The sequence below is a fragment of the Dehalobacter sp. TBBPA1 genome (assembly GCF_040931655.1).
GTDB lineage: Bacteria > Bacillota > Desulfitobacteriia > Desulfitobacteriales > Syntrophobotulaceae > Dehalobacter > Dehalobacter restrictus.
In genome coordinates, this window is sequence record NZ_CP162385.1 from 915380 (window position 1) to 931198 (window position 15819).

At 34.0% G+C, this 15819-nt stretch carries 14 protein-coding genes and 1 pseudogene; 11 read left to right on the plus strand and 4 right to left on the minus strand.

Going from position 1 to position 15819, the window contains the following annotated elements; genetic code table 11:
• Positions 1-88: 88 nt before the first annotated feature.
• Positions 89-523, plus strand: coding sequence for a resolvase (locus AB3489_RS04595; protein WP_368294130.1), 435 nt, complete (start codon positions 89-91; stop codon positions 521-523).
• A 47-nt stretch (positions 524-570) separates the two neighbouring features.
• Here AB3489_RS04595 and AB3489_RS04600 read toward each other — a convergent pair whose 3' ends face one another.
• The gene (locus tag AB3489_RS04600; RefSeq protein ID WP_368294131.1) at positions 571-813 is read right to left on the minus strand and encodes an AbrB/MazE/SpoVT family DNA-binding domain-containing protein; all 243 of its coding nucleotides are present in this window, start codon (positions 811-813) and stop codon (positions 571-573) included.
• A gap of 229 nt (positions 814-1042) precedes the next feature.
• Here AB3489_RS04600 and AB3489_RS04605 point away from each other — a divergent pair, with 229 nt between their 5' ends.
• The 8 genes from AB3489_RS04605 to AB3489_RS04640 all read left to right on the plus strand — a co-directional run bounded on the left by AB3489_RS04605 (position 1043) and on the right by AB3489_RS04640 (position 12207).
• Positions 1043-1276 carry a single-stranded DNA-binding protein gene (locus AB3489_RS04605; RefSeq protein ID WP_368294132.1) on the plus strand — a complete coding sequence of 78 codons (234 nt, stop codon included), beginning with the start codon at positions 1043-1045 and terminating at the stop codon, positions 1274-1276.
• Positions 1277-1287: 11 nt separating this feature from the next.
• A complete protein-coding gene (locus AB3489_RS04610) occupies positions 1288-2040 on the plus strand; it encodes a DUF6414 family protein (RefSeq protein ID WP_368294133.1) in 753 nt (250 codons plus the stop codon).
• Entirely contained in the window at positions 2037-3143 is a 1107-nt protein-coding gene (locus tag AB3489_RS04615; RefSeq protein WP_368294134.1) for an AAA family ATPase, read from the plus strand. Before AB3489_RS04610 ends, AB3489_RS04615 begins: the two co-directional genes overlap by 4 nt.
• 286 nt (positions 3144-3429) lie before the next feature.
• Positions 3430-5229 (plus strand): ATP-dependent endonuclease, encoded by a 1800-nt coding sequence (locus tag AB3489_RS04620; RefSeq protein WP_368294135.1) that lies wholly within the window; start codon positions 3430-3432, stop codon positions 5227-5229.
• Positions 5229-7124 (plus strand): ATP-dependent helicase, encoded by a 1896-nt coding sequence (locus AB3489_RS04625; protein ID WP_368294136.1) that lies wholly within the window; start codon positions 5229-5231, stop codon positions 7122-7124. Before AB3489_RS04620 ends, AB3489_RS04625 begins: the two co-directional genes overlap by 1 nt.
• Before the next feature lie 406 nt (positions 7125-7530).
• On the plus strand, positions 7531-8787 hold the full coding sequence (locus tag AB3489_RS04630) for a recombinase family protein (protein ID WP_020492640.1): 1257 nt from the start codon (positions 7531-7533) through the stop codon (positions 8785-8787).
• Positions 8788-8882: 95 nt separating this feature from the next.
• Positions 8883-9950 carry an ATP-binding protein gene (locus tag AB3489_RS04635; RefSeq protein WP_026156552.1) on the plus strand — a complete coding sequence of 356 codons (1068 nt, stop codon included), beginning with the start codon at positions 8883-8885 and terminating at the stop codon, positions 9948-9950.
• Entirely contained in the window at positions 9943-12207 is a 2265-nt protein-coding gene (locus tag AB3489_RS04640) for a S8 family peptidase (RefSeq protein WP_020492642.1), read from the plus strand. The genes AB3489_RS04635 and AB3489_RS04640 overlap by 8 nt, the downstream gene beginning before the upstream one ends.
• 468 nt (positions 12208-12675) lie before the next feature.
• Here the strand turns inward: AB3489_RS04640 and AB3489_RS04645 are convergent, their stop codons facing one another.
• The gene (locus tag AB3489_RS04645) at positions 12676-13518 is read right to left on the minus strand and encodes an SDR family oxidoreductase (protein ID WP_026156553.1); all 843 of its coding nucleotides are present in this window, start codon (positions 13516-13518) and stop codon (positions 12676-12678) included.
• A gap of 262 nt (positions 13519-13780) precedes the next feature.
• On the opposite strand from AB3489_RS04645, the gene AB3489_RS04650 reads away from it, so the two are divergent.
• Positions 13781-14029 (plus strand): hypothetical protein, encoded by a 249-nt coding sequence (locus tag AB3489_RS04650; protein WP_243103603.1) that lies wholly within the window; start codon positions 13781-13783, stop codon positions 14027-14029.
• Entirely contained in the window at positions 14025-14645 is a 621-nt protein-coding gene (locus AB3489_RS04655) for an AraC family transcriptional regulator (protein ID WP_243103606.1), read from the plus strand. Before AB3489_RS04650 ends, AB3489_RS04655 begins: the two co-directional genes overlap by 5 nt.
• Before the next feature lie 201 nt (positions 14646-14846).
• Here the strand turns inward: AB3489_RS04655 and AB3489_RS04660 are convergent, their stop codons facing one another.
• Together AB3489_RS04660 and AB3489_RS04665 are read right to left on the minus strand one after the other, a co-directional pair.
• Positions 14847-15632 (minus strand): integrase core domain-containing protein, encoded by a 786-nt coding sequence (locus AB3489_RS04660; RefSeq protein ID WP_083916800.1) that lies wholly within the window; start codon positions 15630-15632, stop codon positions 14847-14849.
• Positions 15625-15714, minus strand: a pseudogene (locus AB3489_RS04665) (DNA recombinase); the annotation flags it as partial. The gene AB3489_RS04660 and the pseudogene AB3489_RS04665, both read right to left, overlap by 8 nt.
• Between the last annotated feature and the right edge of the window lie 105 nt (positions 15715-15819).

Genomic DNA, 15819 nt, shown 5'->3' on the forward strand with positions numbered 1-15819 from the left:
AGATAAGTAATAGAGTAATCGACATCACACCGACCGTACCTGTTAATGCAGTTGCGGTTTTTTATTTGCTGAATGAATGAGTTACGCTATGGATCAAAACTTACAAATTACAATGAATGGAGAAGATAAAATGACTACAGAAGAGTTATATGAATTGATGGAAGACGGCAACCTTGGCTATGCCTGTGTTTATAAACAAGGAGACCAAGGAATGCATACAGATTACATGTTTAAAATGACGGCCGAGAATATTGCTAATTTTATTGGTAAGAATGCTTATGCAGCTGACAAGATTATAATGACGGATATGTGTGACAGCCTAATTTGTGAATCTGTTTATGGCGGATTTATTATGAATTGCCCAGATCAAAATCTCTGTCGAGAAATCATCCCTCATTTGGCTCCTATACAAATGGGAGAAGTAGAACCTAAAGATTTCCCAGTGGTGGGCAGAGAAGAGATGCAAGCACTATGGGATGCAGAAGAGGAATCTGTGATGCAAGCAGAAATTAGAATGTTGTAGATTGAACTTAATTAAAAAAAGACAGCCCGTTAAGCTGTCTTAATTGATCACATTGATTTGGTGACTTGAATGCATTCGGAACAAATGTTTTTGCCCTTAAATTCTTTGAGGCCCTTTGTACTACTGCAGATATAACATGTATCTTGATGTTTTCTAAGAACAATTGAATCACCATCTACAAATATTTCAATGGGGTCTTTCACATCAATGCTAAAAGTTCTTCTTAATTCAATAGGTAAAACAACACGACCAAGTTCATCAACTTTCCTAACAATACCAGTAGCTTTCATTTTTTTATTTTATCCCCCTTTTTCTTAATATAGAAAAGACTATCAGAAATTGAATTTCCAATCAATACCAAATTTGATTTTGTCAGAAAAGTATACTTACAGATTTGGAGCGGTTTGAAAAGAAATACTTTCCAAATAATTGTTTAATTCAGTTGTGAAAAACTTCCCATAGGAGTAAAATTGAAATAACAATGTTGTTAATATTGTTATCCATGTGGGAGGTAAGAAAATGCCAACGGTGAATGAACTATTAGATAAAGCAAAGGCTGAATTATCAAATTTATTACCCAGTGAAGTATTTCTTTTACGAGATCTGTTTAAGGGATACGAATGGAACAGGATTTCAAGAAGTGATAGATTGCTCCTTGGCACATTATTTCTCAACTATATAAAGACGGAGGATATAGGGGTTGTACCGATAGAAAAAACTTCATCGGGGCAACAGCGATATAAGTTGGATTAGGGGGATAAAATATGTCGAAGAAAAATGAACAAGAAAGAAAAATGATTAAAGTAGTATATTTCGATGAGCAATCTGCAATTGACTACATTGACATCGTAAATGGTGGGCACTTAGATTGGAGTACTGAAAAAGATAAAGAAAAACTAGCAAAAATTATTGCTGAAATCGATGCAGAAGTTGGAGGAGGCTTTAATTTTCTAACATGGTGGAAAGCGTCATTCAGTGGAAAAACAAGTTCCTCATATGATCATGAAGCTAAAACTGTAATCGGAACAAAAGTTACGAATACTCTATTAACGGATTATTTAGCTATTGCTGATGAAGATAAAAATATTAAAAAATTTGTAGATGTGGTTTATGCACCTGAAAATTCGATATCGATGTATAAAATGTATAGTCCGTATACAATTATAGTTCCTAAAGATGAGAGTCCAATAGATCTTGAAAAGTTAAATGAAGCTCTCGATAATGCCAGAGGCTATTATGAAATGTTGTTAAGTAGTGAAAAAAGTCCTAAAACAGTTTTGAGATTAAATAACAAAGCATTTAGAAATAATTACAATCTATCTGATTTAACTAAAATGAAGCTTGTATATTATGGAATTTGCGTTGGCGTATGCGATATATCAAAACTTGATATGGCAAAGGAGTTTGATTTTTCAAGAGCTTTACCAACATCTGAAGAAGTGGTAAGTGGTAAAACTGGAATAAATGATGGACAATTAAAAGTATATGATATAGTTCTGGCAGGTGTTGAAAGATGAATAGAGTGGTCATTTTTTATGGTTCACGTTCTGCTTTTGAGCAAATAATTCCCAAAAGAGATTGTAGAAATTTAACAGATTTGGTGATGGAGATAGATACTGATAATCGTAGTTTCGTTGTAGAGATACCAGATAAACCTGTAGAGGAAAAGAAGAAAACTCTAGTTGAGAACTTTATCATAGAGTCAGATGAATATTCTGGTGTAAGAGAGCATGTTATTTTAAATTTTGCTAATTTTCTAGCAAAATTGAATGTGAATAACCTCTATATTCAAAATCCCCCAATAGCTATTAGTTCGCAAATAGAAAAATTATATACGCAAGTAGAGATTATTAGACAAGAGTATAAAGCAATAAGTAAGGATAATTTAGTTGAATTATACAATAATTATCAAAACAAAATTAAAGGACAAAATAAAGCACTGAAACTGTTGTTACAGGCACTTTATCCTCTAACTAATCCAAACAGAAAAAAGCCAGTAGTAATACTTTTTTATGGAGATACAGGACTGGGAAAAACTGAGACGGCCCATGCTATTAGTGATGTTGTCAAAGAAAGACTATTTCGCAAACAATTTTCTATGTTTCAAAATAATCAATTTGCTACATATTTATTTGGTGGTACTCATTATGAAAAAAGCTTTGCGAAGGAATTACTTGATCGAGAATCTAATGTAATTCTTTTAGATGAATTTGATAAAGCAAACTCAACTTTTCACAGTGCGTTTTATCAGTTATTTGATGAAGGAATTTATGAAGATCAAAATTATCATTTAGAATTAAAGAATTCGATAATCATTTGTACATCTAATTATAAAACCGTTGATGATATAAAAAATAAGCTTGGAAAGGCAATATTTTCAAGATTTGATTCAGTGATAAAATTTGATGATTTGTCAACTGATTCAAAAAATCAAATTGCTTTTATGCAGTTTGAAGAAAAATATAATGCATATACAAAGTCTGAGCAATTAATAATTGACAGTTTTGACATCAGAGATAAATTAATTGAAAAATGCACTCAGTGTAATAATGCTAGGGAGATTTCTCATTTGATTGATGACACTTTTGCCTTGGTATTATTAACTAATCTAATCTCTTGAAATATGTTAAGTGTATGTGAGTTTAGTCTTTCATAAAATACACTGAGATAGATATGTGGTGAGTATGGGCGAAAGGAACAGATATATTTTATAACTGTCATTCAACTAATTTTTATAAAGAATATGTAATCACAAAAGAAGAAAGCTAATCATTTGAGAATCTTGATAATAGTAGTCACTGAAAGAAGAACTATTACACTTTTCGGCTATCTGATGGAACAGTAAATGTATCATATAAAATATATCTAGTAGGAAAGATTAAATTTCATATTATGGAGGAATTTAAATGAACATAAGAATACAAGATATTAGAATACGAAACTATAGGTCACTTAAAGAAGTAGATCTAATATTGGATGAATGTACTATGCTAGTAGGGAAAAACAATTGTGGGAAATCTAATATTATTCAAGCGATTGGATTAGCATTTTCTTTTACGAGTATCAGTAAAGAGGATGTATATACTTCTCCTGAAGAACCATATAATGATGAACGAAAGGTTATAATTGATGTTAGAATTGTGCCTATAGATGGAAAAGGTATTGTTCAAGATACTTTTTCAGATGTATGGACAAGAGCAATCGGCGATAGCGTAAGTATTGACGATCAAACTGATAAAGAATACTTTGCATTTAGGACAGAAATCAAATACGACAGAGACAGAGAAATTTATAGTAATAATAAGAGAAAAATTGACACTTGGACAAATATTGGTGAACCAAGAATTGGAAGTGTTATTAAAAGAGAAACCATTGAAAATATTGATAATATTTCGATTAATGCACAGCGAGATATTTCATTAGACATTAAGGACAGAAAGTCCGTATGGGGAAAACTCACTTCTAAAATAAAGGTTTCTGATAGTGTGCGAGGGAAAATTGAACATCAATTAGAAAAATTAAATAGGAAAATTATAAGCGAAAGTGATATTTTGAAGTTAATTGGAAAGGAACTAAGGGTGACTACTGCCGATAGGCAAAGTAAAGTAGATATAAGTCCGATAACAAAAGATATTGAATCATTATATCGTGGAATGAATATTTATTATACAAATATTGGATCTTCTCCTACCTCAGTTGATAATTTAGGATTAGGGATAAGAAGTTGGGCTGTGTTTTCAACTGTTAAGGCTGAAATATTATCAAGATCTAAGAAAGCTAAAAATGATGAGTTTGCTTATCATCCCTTGATTCTGGTTGAAGAACCCGAGGCACATGTTCATCCACAAGCTCAAAGACAGTTATATTCGGATATAAATGGTATTGTTGGACAAAAGATAATAACGACTCACTCACCTTATATAATTTCACAGGTAGAATTAGATAAAATTAGATATGTGAGAAAAGATGGACCTTTCACACTAGCATATCCTTTGCTTATTGATGGATTGGATTTTGACGATATTAGAAAAATACGCAGAACTGTTATGAATACAAGAGGTGAAATTCTTTATGCAAATGCTGTTATCCTGGCTGAAGGTGAAACAGAAGAGCAAGCAATTACTGTGTATTTACGTGAATATTTTAAAAAAGAGCCATTTGAATTGGGGATAAACGTAATTGGAGTTGGTGGTAATAACTATACTCCCTTCATGAGAATCCTAGATAGATTGAATATCAAATGGTATGTTTTTAGTGACGGAGAAACCAGACCTTTAGACGATTTGAAAAAATGTTTAAAGTTACTACGCAATTTGGAACGAACACCTGAATTATCTGATTTTGATAATGTTTTTTATTTGAATGATGGGAATTGTTTTGAAACCTATTGTTTAGAACAAGGATATATCAGAGAGATAAAGAAAGCGATATGTGATGTTGAGAACGATCCAAATTATATTAATTATTTTATTAATCAATACAATAATCAAATGGGAAAAGGTGGAGTAGTAAGAAATTATAAGGGTGATGAAGATGGTGGGGTGTATAGAGCAATAAAGGATTGTATGATTGCTGATAAAACAAAATATCCTACAGCAATTGCAGAAGAAATATGCAAAACAAAAATTAAAAGCAGAAGAATTCCATTAAAACTGAAAGAAATGTTTTCTAAAATTGAATTAGATTTGAAAGTGGGTGAGAGCTAATGTCGATAACGCTTTCTGATAAACAGAGGCAGATAGTAGAATTTTCAGGTAAAAATTTACTTGTAATCGCTGGAGCTGGGAGTGGAAAAACTAGAGTATTAACCGAAAGAATAATTAAACTTATTTCAACTCTAAAAAGAGGAGAGAAAGTTTTAGCAATTACTTTTAGTAATAAGGCAACTGATGAATTAAGAGAACGCCTTATTGCAAGTCTCGGTGAAGATAAATTGAATGAATCTGCATATATAGGAACAACACATAAGTTTTGCTTAGACTTGGTAACTTCGAGAGGCAGTTCTTTAGGACTGCCAGATGATTTGCATATATGTGAATCATATAATGATAGGCTTCAAATATTTAAAGAAGCACTTGAAATTGTTCCTCAATTTAAGGCAAGATATTTAGTCGAAGATGCAAAAGAAAATCAAAGAATTATCCGTGAATTATTAGATGAGTTGAGTAGTGCAAAGAGAAACTTAAAATTTGCTGACGATTATTCTGAAGATCCTATTGTACAACAATTATTTGAAGAATATGATAATATGCTTTTAATGCAAGGGGTCATTGATTTTGACGATATATTAAGATACGCATATCGTATTTTAACTGAAAGAGAAAGTATTGCTAGAGTTTATCGTAAAATTTATAAACATATTTGCGTTGATGAAGCTCAAGATTTAAACAAGGCACAATATGAGATAATTAGAGCTATTGCAGGAGATGAAATAGGGGTTACAATGGTGGGGGATCCCAAACAATCAATATATGGTTTTAATGGGTCTACTAGTGACTATTTAGAGAATATTTTTGTGAAAGATTTTTCAGCTGAGAGTATTGAGTTGAATGAAAACTTCAGATCATCAAAACTTGTAATAGAAGCAGCGAATAAAATTGAAAAGTCGTTTATGACTTATGGAATATGTAAATATGATGGTGAGTTCAATGTTTTTGAGTTTAGTAATGAAGATGATGAAGCTCAGTTTATTGTAGATAAGATTAAATATCTTGTTAAAAATGGGCATCAAGATGTAGAAAATAATAAAATTGAACTCAAGCAATGCGCGGTTATAGCAAGAAACAGATATGTTTTTAAGTTTTTAGAAGAAAAATTAAAAGAGAACAATTTAGAATACACTTTGAAAGTATCTGCAAAAGGGTCATTTTCAAGCGAATCTGATTTAATCAAAGCTTTTGAGTTGGGGATGAGATTATTGGTTAATGTTAAAGACCAAATTCATCTTAAAGAATTGTCGAAGTTAGTTTCAAAAAATAAAAGTCATAGTAGTTTTGATGTACTTAGATCAGACATGAATCTAGATGGAACATGGAGCACTTTGATAGGTAAATTAAATGAAGTTTGGGATATTTTATTGAAGAGTGAAAGTGAAATTAAATTTCATCAAGCATTAAAATCATTACAATTAATTCTTGATGAAAATCAGAATACTATGGATGAAAATGAGAAACTTTTAGCACAAGAAGATATTAAACTTTGGAAAGAAAATTGGAATAGTTATATTAAAAAGTCAAAAGCAGGAGAGCGGACACTTTCAAATTTCATAAGAACAGTATCGCTAGGAAGTGCATATACTCCGGAAGATAGAGGAATTGTATTAACTACAGTACATATGTCTAAAGGTTTAGAATATGATGTAGTTTTTATAATGGGATTGAATGAAGGTGTTTTTCCAGATTATAGAGCAGTAAATTCTCAAAAATATGAAAGTGATGAAAAACCCTTAATTGAAGAAAGACATAATATGTTTGTATCAATTACTCGGTCAAGAAGACTTTGTTATGTAACATACCCACTCTCAAAAGACACACCGTGGGGTACAAAATATCAGAAACCATCAAGATTTGTTCATGAGTTAAATTCTAATAAAATCGACTGATAATATGTGTCAAATCTTAATTGTGCCGAATAAAGCTTTCAAAGGCACAATGGTTTGAAAGTTTTATTGCGTACAATTTTTACGAACTTGTAAAGTTGTAGCAGCACAACTACTAGATGCCGAATAGAGATGACATCCCTTTTGGTCTTATTAGAGCGGAGGTTAGGATTCGAAAAACGGATTATTGTGATCCTATTTCGAGAAAAATATCCTTCCGCCAAGGCCCCAATAGGTTCACACGACATCATTTTTGTCTACTCAAGGCATTCAGAGGTTGTAGTCCTGTTGCAACGTTAAATCGTTAATGTTACAATGGATTGACAATAAGTAAACCTTGGAGCGTAAAAGCGATTTCGTTTTTTACGCTCCTTTTCTTAAGATAACTGAAACGAAGGAGGATATTTTTGTGAAAAAGATTAGGTTTATTCCGGCAAAAGGTTTAAATAAGAATACAGGAAACTTAAAAGTAGCAGCATATTGCAGAGTCAGCACCGAAATGGAAAGCCAGCAGAGCAGTATTGATCTTCAAATTAGGTATTACACTGATTTGATTCAAAAGAATCCCGAATGGGACTTTGCAGGTGTGTTTTATGATTACGAAAGTGGACTTAGAAAAGAGAAGCGTAATGGCTTGGACGAAATGCTTCAGAAGGCATATCGTGGTGAAATTGATTATATCATTACCAAGTCCATTAGCAGATTGTCCAGAAATGTATTAGATATGCTGACGATTATCCGGAGCTTGAAAGCAAAAGGCATTAATGTTTATTTTGAGAAAGAAAACTTGAATTCTATTGAAGACGAAAAAGAAATTGATATTGTTTTTAATGGGGTTATGGCACAGGAAGAAAGTCATAATTTGAGTGAAAATGTTCAGTGGGGGTATCGACGTAAATTTGAAAAAGGAGATGATTTTGCCGGCAAAATCCCCATGGGTTATAGGCGTGACAATGATGAGTGGGTAGTTCTGCCGGAAGAGGCCGATATCATAAGGAAAATCTATCAATTGTATTTAGAGGGAGCTACCTTACAGCAAATAAAAGAGTACCTGGAAGGACATCAGATTAAAACCGCTACAGGGAAAGAAGCATGGGCAACAGCAGTTGTTCAAAAGATTCTGAAGAACGAGAAATACAAGGGTGATTCTTTGCTGCAAAAAACATACACAGAAGATTTTATAACAGGCAGAAAAAGTAAAAATGTGGGGCAAAGAGATCAGTTTTATATAGAGAACAGCCATCCTGGCATTATTTCTTCTGAAGTTTTCGATAAGGTTCAGGAGGAAATGGCCAGACGCGCAAGATTAATTCATGAAGTGGATGGCACAGTAAAATCCAGCATTACCAAGTATAACGGCAAATATCTTCTGGGGAATTTGCTGGTATGCGACAATTGCGGTGCATCTTATCGAAGAAGAATAGAACGTGGCAAGGTTGTTTGGCGCTGTGCGACAAGGATTGAGAAAGGCAAAGACACCTGCCCTCACTCACCTACTCTGGATGAAGGTTGGGTAGTTGATACCCTGAGTGAGGCTGTCTGCCAGGACAGAGCTTATGATGAAAGCATAATCAGGAATGAAGTTGATAGGATCCAGGTTTATGATGCCTACATCCTGATTAACCGCACAGATGGATTGTCACAGGAGAAAAGTCTTCTGAAATGATTACAAAGAAAAATATATTTTGATATTATGTCCCATACATATATACTTATGTCCCGATATATGGTATGATGGAAAAGAGAATGGAGGTCAACATTATGAAAAAGCAAAATGTTTTAAACTTGATAAAATACCATGTTGAAAGAAATGAAAATGCGTTTAGAAACGAATCCATAAGCATAGCAAGATATTTTGACAGTATTGGTGACTATCAGTTAGCTGAATACATTATGAGCCTGATTGCAGAGTCAAATTTGTATACTCCGCAAGCTAGTGATTTTGAAAGTGAATTTTTAAAGCAACTGGATATCAGGGGAATGGCTCCGCTAAATTTACCTATAGATATATCTGATGATATAAAAGGTATTATTAATGCGGTCAACCACAATATAGGGATAAATAAATTTTTATTCGAAGGCTTGCCAGGTAGTGGGAAAACCGAGGCAGCCAAACATGTAGCTCGGTTACTTGATAGAACACTATATTATGTTGACTTTGATAACCTAATTGATAGTAAGTTAGGTCAAACCAATAAGAATATTATAAGCGTGTTTTCAGAAATAAATATGATTCCACATTCAAATAAAGTTGTTGTTTTATTTGATGAAATAGACGTGATTGCATTGGATAGGATTAATCGTAATGATGTACGAGAAATGGGCCGAGTTACTTCGACGATTTTAAGAGAACTCGATAGGTTAACTGATTTAAATAAAGAAATTGTAATTATTGCAACAACAAATTTATATACAAATTTTGATAAAGCGCTAACAAGGCGTTTTGATGCAGTGATTAATTTTAACCGATATAGCAAAGAAGACTTGATTGAAGTTGCTGAGTATTACTTCTCGTCTTTTATTAAGAATTTTAAAGGTATTTCAAAGGATACAAGGTTATTTAAAAAGATATTGGAAATATCCGACAAACTGCCTTATCCTGGAGAATTAATAAATATCATAAAAACATCTTTGGCATTCGGTGATACCAATCTCGAGCATGATTATTTAAGAAGGCTTTATAATAATTTAGTTGGTAATCTTGACCAAACTGACCTTGAACAACTTCATATACAAGGTTTTACAGTAAGAGAAATAGAAAAACTTAAGGGTGAATCCAAAAGCACCGTTTCTAGGAAGTTAAATAAGGTGGAAAACGCTGATGAATAATGTATTAGAATTGAAAGGTAAGCGGTTTGTTCAAGCGTCAAAAGGTGGTGGTGGCGGTGGTGCTGCCATGAATAGTAAAAAAGCAGTAACAAGCGAGCAATTAAATAAATTGCAATCTAAAATAAGTCGGATTGAAGAGTTTTGGAAGCAAGAAAAAAAGCCTTTTGAAGGCATATTAATTAGCGTCCATTATAATAAAATAGTTGCAAAAAGCAATCGGATTTCTGGGCTGTTTAGAGGGAATGATTCTAATTACGCTATTGTTGGTGCCAAATTCAATGAAGAAAAGAGCAAGCATATTATTACTTATTTTTTAAATGTTATAGATTTAGAGCAAAGCATTGACTTGCTTTCGAAAACAAGGCATGTGTTGAATACTAAATTTCAAGGAAGTATTGATAAACGCACTTTTGATAATGAGAAGATTTTTGGCAATGAGAAAAAGAAAATTGCAGGAACTATTCAGTTTGAACATCTCCCCATAAATAAATCTGTATTTAAACAAGTAATAGCAGATGTCTCATATATAGATGATTTTGAAGTAGAGATGGCAACACCTCAACTAAATCAAAGCATCATTACTCTATATGATACTGGCACAGATACAAAAAAATTATTTGAAGCTATAGGAATTGATATTTTAGCGAGTAAAATATTAGATAACCAGACAGTATTTTTAGACGAAAATCAGTTAAAACTTTTATTTGAAAAAGTTCCTTATCTTGTTTCAATGGCAACCGAGGACTTAGCAGAATTATCTCCGGAAGATTTTATTGAGGAATATAAGCAAGGCATGTTGTACATACCCTCTCCGACTATTGAACCTACTATTGGTGTTATCGATACCTTATTTGATAAACACGTTTATTTTAGTGAATGGGTTGAATATCGTGATATGGTTGATGATAGTATTCCAAAAAGTACAGGTGACTATCGCCATGGTACGGCTGTGTCTTCCCTTATAGTAGATGGTGCAAGGCTAAACCCATGGTTGGATGATGGTTGTGGCAGATTTAGAGTGCGACACTTTGGTGTTGCAGTTGGCTCGAAATTCTCCTCTTTTACAATTATAAAACAAATAAAAGAAATTATTGCTAATAATAAAGATATAAAGGTATGGAATATCTCACTTGGGAGCAATCAAGAAGTTAATGATAATTTTATTTCTGCAGAAGCTGCGATATTAGATCAGATTCAGTATGAAAATGATGTTATTTTTGTTGTGGCAGGAACAAATAAACCTAATATTAATATTGTGAAAATAGGATCGCCTGCTGATTCAATAAACAGTATGGTGGTTAATGCAGTGACTAAAAAAGGTTTATCAACAAAGTATGCTAGAAAAGGATTGGCATTATCGTTTTTTGCAAAACCAGATGTCAGTTATTATGGTGGAAGTGAGGAGCAATATATTAAGGTTTGTGAACCATTAGGGGCTGCAAATGTTGCAGGAACTTCATTTGCGGCTCCTTGGATTGCTCGAAAACTATCCTATTTAATTGATATTTTAGGTTTAAACAGAGAGATTGCTAAAGCAATGCTTATTGATGCAGCAAGGGATTGGAATGAAAATCCAACTCCGGAAGAGGTTGCACTTTATGGACACGGCGTTGTACCTATTAAGATAGGAGATATCGTTCAAACGAAAGATAATGAGATTAAGTTTTTGGTGTCAGATGTAAGTGAAAAGTGGAATACTTATAATTATCATTTTCCGATTCCCCTAAAAGATGATAAATATCCTTATATCGCCAGAGCGACTATGTGTTATTTCCCGATATGTGATAGAACACAAGGTGTTGATTATACTAATACTGAACTTAACCTTCATTTTGGTAGAATTAAAAATGATGGAAAAATAAATGAAATCAACAACGATAAGCAGAATCAAGATGAAGCATTAAGTACTGAAAAAAATTATCTTCTTGAAGGTGAAGCGAGGGACCGATTTAGAAAATGGGACAACGTGAAATATGTTGTGGAAAAACCGAAAGATAGAATGAGCCCAAAGAAATCATACACCAATAAGAACTGGGGAATGGAAATTAAAACAAACAATAGATTAGATCCTAAGGATGGGAGAGGTATTCGTTTTGGTGTTATAGTTACCTTAAAAGAAATCAACGGTATTAATAGGATTGATGAATTCATTAAAAATTGTACTTTAAATGGTTGGCTGGTTAATAAGCTTGATATTCAAACAAGAATTGATATTAACGAAAAAGTAAACGAAGATATTGAGTTTGAGAATAATTAAGATCTAAGGCTCTTTTATAAATGATCATATTCATAGATAGTTACTTTAGAAACGGGAAAATTTACTTAACTCTAAGGGGGTACCAGAGGGGTGCGACATCTTTTTTGTCTACTCAAGGCATACAGAAGTGGTCACGCAACTTGTCAGAAAAGGGTAATTTGATATGTTGCTGTTTCACCTCCATCCACGTTGAGATGGTAATTCTGATGACGAATAGTAGTTTTAAGGGCAAATAAGACAGGTTGACCACTATATGTAGTCATTTTGAAGCAAAAATTAAGCAAAAATCGAGCCGAAAAATTACGTTTTTTGGCTCGATTTTTTTGGGCATTTCATAGATGACATAGGGCATTTTAAATAATATAGCTCATGGTTTCTAAAGAAGTAGGGCTATTGACAGCAAGAACTGTACTTAATTTTGTATTAAACCAATATGATACAATCAATGGATAGTGTCCCTCCTGCGTTTTATTTAGTAGAAGGAAAATCAGTGGAAAGAGCCTGCTCTTTCTGTGACTCTAGTTCCTCGATACGACTGGAGAGTGCCTGATGAATTGCATAATATGACTCGCTGCCGAGAACAATTCTCTTCGGTGCTGGATTCCGGTCAACGCTGTCAATCATTATTTTTACCATTTTCAAAGGATCTCCTAAAGGTGCAGCCGCATTATTTTCAACAACGCGCCTTATAAATGATGCCGGGGAAGTCTCATAAGCATCTAGCTTGTCAGCTAATTTTAAGCTGCCCTTCAAAAAATTAGTTCGAGCCCCACCTGGCTCCACAAGTGTAAGACTGATGTTGAAGGGAGCTAATTCTTGCATTAATGCTTCAATAAATCCTTCAATACCCCATTTGGTTGCATGATATAAGGAACCTCCGGGTGAGGCGACTTGTCCGGCTACGCTAGATAGTTGAATAATTCGTCCGCTGTTCTGAGAGCGCAAGTGGGGTAAAGCGGCTCGTATTAACTGAATAGGACCGACGAGGTTTGTATTGATCTGATGGATAATTTGATCATTGGTAAACTCTTCAGCTGCACCAAAAAGACCATAACCAGCATTGCTGACAATGATATCAATTGTTCCAAGCTGCTGAAAAGCTTTGTTGATAACCTCATAAATTTCCGGTATGTCAGTTACATCTAAATGCGACACCCATAAAAGCTCTCCGTATTTAGCCTTAAGATCATCCACCGAATTCATATCGCGGACAGTACCAGCAACTTTATCGCCCCTCTCAAGGAGTTGTTCAGTCATATGCCGTCCGAAACCGCTGTTAATACCTGTTATAAACCAAGTTCTTTGTTTCATCTCTCTATACCTCATTCTTACTCAAGATTTAATCATTCAGAAATCATATCTGAATAGCTATATTATTGCAATAAAAATTGAAATAAAATATAAAGAACATGCTTAAAATTTGCCTAATCCTGCAAAGTACAAATACAAATACCTGCTATAAAAAAATTTTGATATAATATTTATAATAATCTTAAGAACTATAATCATTGAGTTAGAGAAATGATGTGAGCTAAAGTCATTATTATTCGAATAGAAGCTGGGTGAGAAAGAAGTGCTAGAACAAAAGGAGAGTATAAAAAAAGAAATATTATTTGAAGAGAGTGAATTTACCAAGCAGAAGGCATTGTATACTATGATTGAAACGGCAGAGAAGATTACTAAAGAGGATGGAATCACTAGAACAATAATTCCGTTTCTTTCTATTGTTAGGCACAGTCATGAAATTCCTATAACTCCAGGAGTTATGAATCCAAGTCATAGGAGCCTCAAAAGAATCGCCGTCTATTGGCTTACACATTGAATTTACTACAAGTGAAATTGCTTCTGTAGTGATGGATGCACATATTAAACTTAATATAAATAGTAAAGAACTTTATTTAGGAGCATTCGCAGGAAAAACAGATGAAGAACTGCTGGATTTATTTATAAGACTTTTGAAGCTCTGTGACAGACCTAAAGATAATTACTTTTTGGCGGAGCTTATTAAGCGAGAAATGATATATCGTCTATTGACTGGAGAGTATGGATACTTATTTTTTCAGCAGGTGCTTGTTGAACAGCAGGTGGATGGAATAGGTAAGGCTATAGATTGGATCAAGAAAAATTATAACTGCACTTTTACTGTGGAAGAGCTGGCAAAATTAAATAATATGAGTGTCTCAAGCCTTCACCATAAGTTCAAGGCTGTAACTACCATGGGACCATTACAATATCAGAAAGAGCTTCGTCTTCGAGAGGCAAGACGCCTAATGCTGAGAGATTCTTTGGATATTACTGCTGCTGCCATGGAAGTTGGTTATGTAAGCTCATCCCAATTTACTAGAGAATATAAGCGACTTTTTGGAAAGCCACCACTTAAAGATATAAGTGCTTTGCGAAAAAGTTTTAGAGCAGGTGTATTCGAAAGCAGCATATAAGATTACTTAAATCATTATAAATCGAAAAATCACTTAATAAATCCGCCAGCAGACAAAGGTGTAGCCTGCAAAAGTAGCACAAAAAATGACAGCAATAAAAAGACGTTTTGGCGTCTGGATCCAGGACCTGCTATTTTTGCGCATAGCAAAAAAAACATTGATCCAGGTGAACCAACTCAATCAGTTGATTGATAATAAAAATCAAGCTGCCCGTTTCTTGTAATTGTGATATAATCCTCCAAGAACAGGATCAGAAACCAAAATCGTATCAGCTACAGTGGAAACAGGCCATTCAATTGACGGAATAGGTGTCTGGCATTCAATACCCTGATGCGTCCTTGAAGGATTGTAATATCTATTAATATATTCACTAAGCAAATATTCAAGATGCCTTTCATTAAACGGAATAATATGATCAAGCAATTCCCGACGGAGGATACCACCGACTCTTTCGCAAATACCATTTTGCCAGGGGCAGTGATAGCCAGTCTTTTTGGATTTAATATTTGTGTTATTGAGGAATTGCTGGAAGTAAGCAAAGGTAAAAATGGTATCGTTGTCATGAATCAAATATTCCGGTGTTGCGCCATAGGGCGTTGCCTCCCTGATCTGCTGTGCTACCCATGCAGAGGATGGATTGGAAGTGACGGCAGAATGTTTGATCTTCCTGCGGTCATGACTTATGATAATGAGTACATACAGTACCTTGAAATACAAAGTCGGGACAACAAAGAAATCTATAGCCCAGATGCCCTTTTTATGGTTGTTAAGAGAGGTTTTCCACGACTGAATCTGTTTTCCGCTTGAGGTCTTTGGTGATTTGCCAATATATTTCGCAATGGTGTTGGGCACGGGAGCATCAGAAATACCAAGGTTAACCAGCCGCTCATGAATTTTCTCAGGAGAAATCAGAGGGTTTTCCCAATGAATTCTTTTGATCAGGGCTATGGTAGTGCCTTGTTCGTTTTCAGACTCAATCTTACACATCCACCGTCATTCCGGACTTAAATTCCACGGTGAATTTGTCCTCATAAACGGTGACTTTCTCAATCAGCCGCTGGACAAGCTGCGCAATTTATCTAGATTTCGGCCTGCTGGTACTGTTATTGCGAGCATTGGAAGAATAGATAAACTTCAAAACATTCGTGAGCAGTATGACTTGCTTCAAAAGTGC

Excerpts from the sequence above, each read along its gene's own strand:
- AB3489_RS04635 (WP_026156552.1), top strand. The coding sequence starts at position 8,883 with ATGAAAAAGCAAAATGTTTTAAACTTGATAAAATACCATGTTGAAAGA.
- AB3489_RS04620 (WP_368294135.1), top strand. The coding sequence starts at position 3,430 with ATGAACATAAGAATACAAGATATTAGAATACGAAACTATAGGTCACTT.
- AB3489_RS04645 (WP_026156553.1), bottom strand. The coding sequence starts at position 13,518 with ATGAAACAAAGAACTTGGTTTATAACAGGTATTAACAGCGGTTTCGGA.
- AB3489_RS04610 (WP_368294133.1), top strand. The coding sequence starts at position 1,288 with ATGTCGAAGAAAAATGAACAAGAAAGAAAAATGATTAAAGTAGTATAT.
- AB3489_RS04660 (WP_083916800.1), bottom strand. The coding sequence starts at position 15,632 with ATGTGTAAGATTGAGTCTGAAAACGAACAAGGCACTACCATAGCCCTG.
- AB3489_RS04640 (WP_020492642.1), top strand. The coding sequence starts at position 9,943 with ATGAATAATGTATTAGAATTGAAAGGTAAGCGGTTTGTTCAAGCGTCA.
- AB3489_RS04625 (WP_368294136.1), top strand. The coding sequence starts at position 5,229 with ATGTCGATAACGCTTTCTGATAAACAGAGGCAGATAGTAGAATTTTCA.
- AB3489_RS04600 (WP_368294131.1), bottom strand. The coding sequence starts at position 813 with ATGAAAGCTACTGGTATTGTTAGGAAAGTTGATGAACTTGGTCGTGTT.
- AB3489_RS04605 (WP_368294132.1), top strand. The coding sequence starts at position 1,043 with ATGCCAACGGTGAATGAACTATTAGATAAAGCAAAGGCTGAATTATCA.
- AB3489_RS04595 (WP_368294130.1), top strand. The coding sequence starts at position 89 with ATGGATCAAAACTTACAAATTACAATGAATGGAGAAGATAAAATGACT.
- AB3489_RS04615 (WP_368294134.1), top strand. The coding sequence starts at position 2,037 with ATGAATAGAGTGGTCATTTTTTATGGTTCACGTTCTGCTTTTGAGCAA.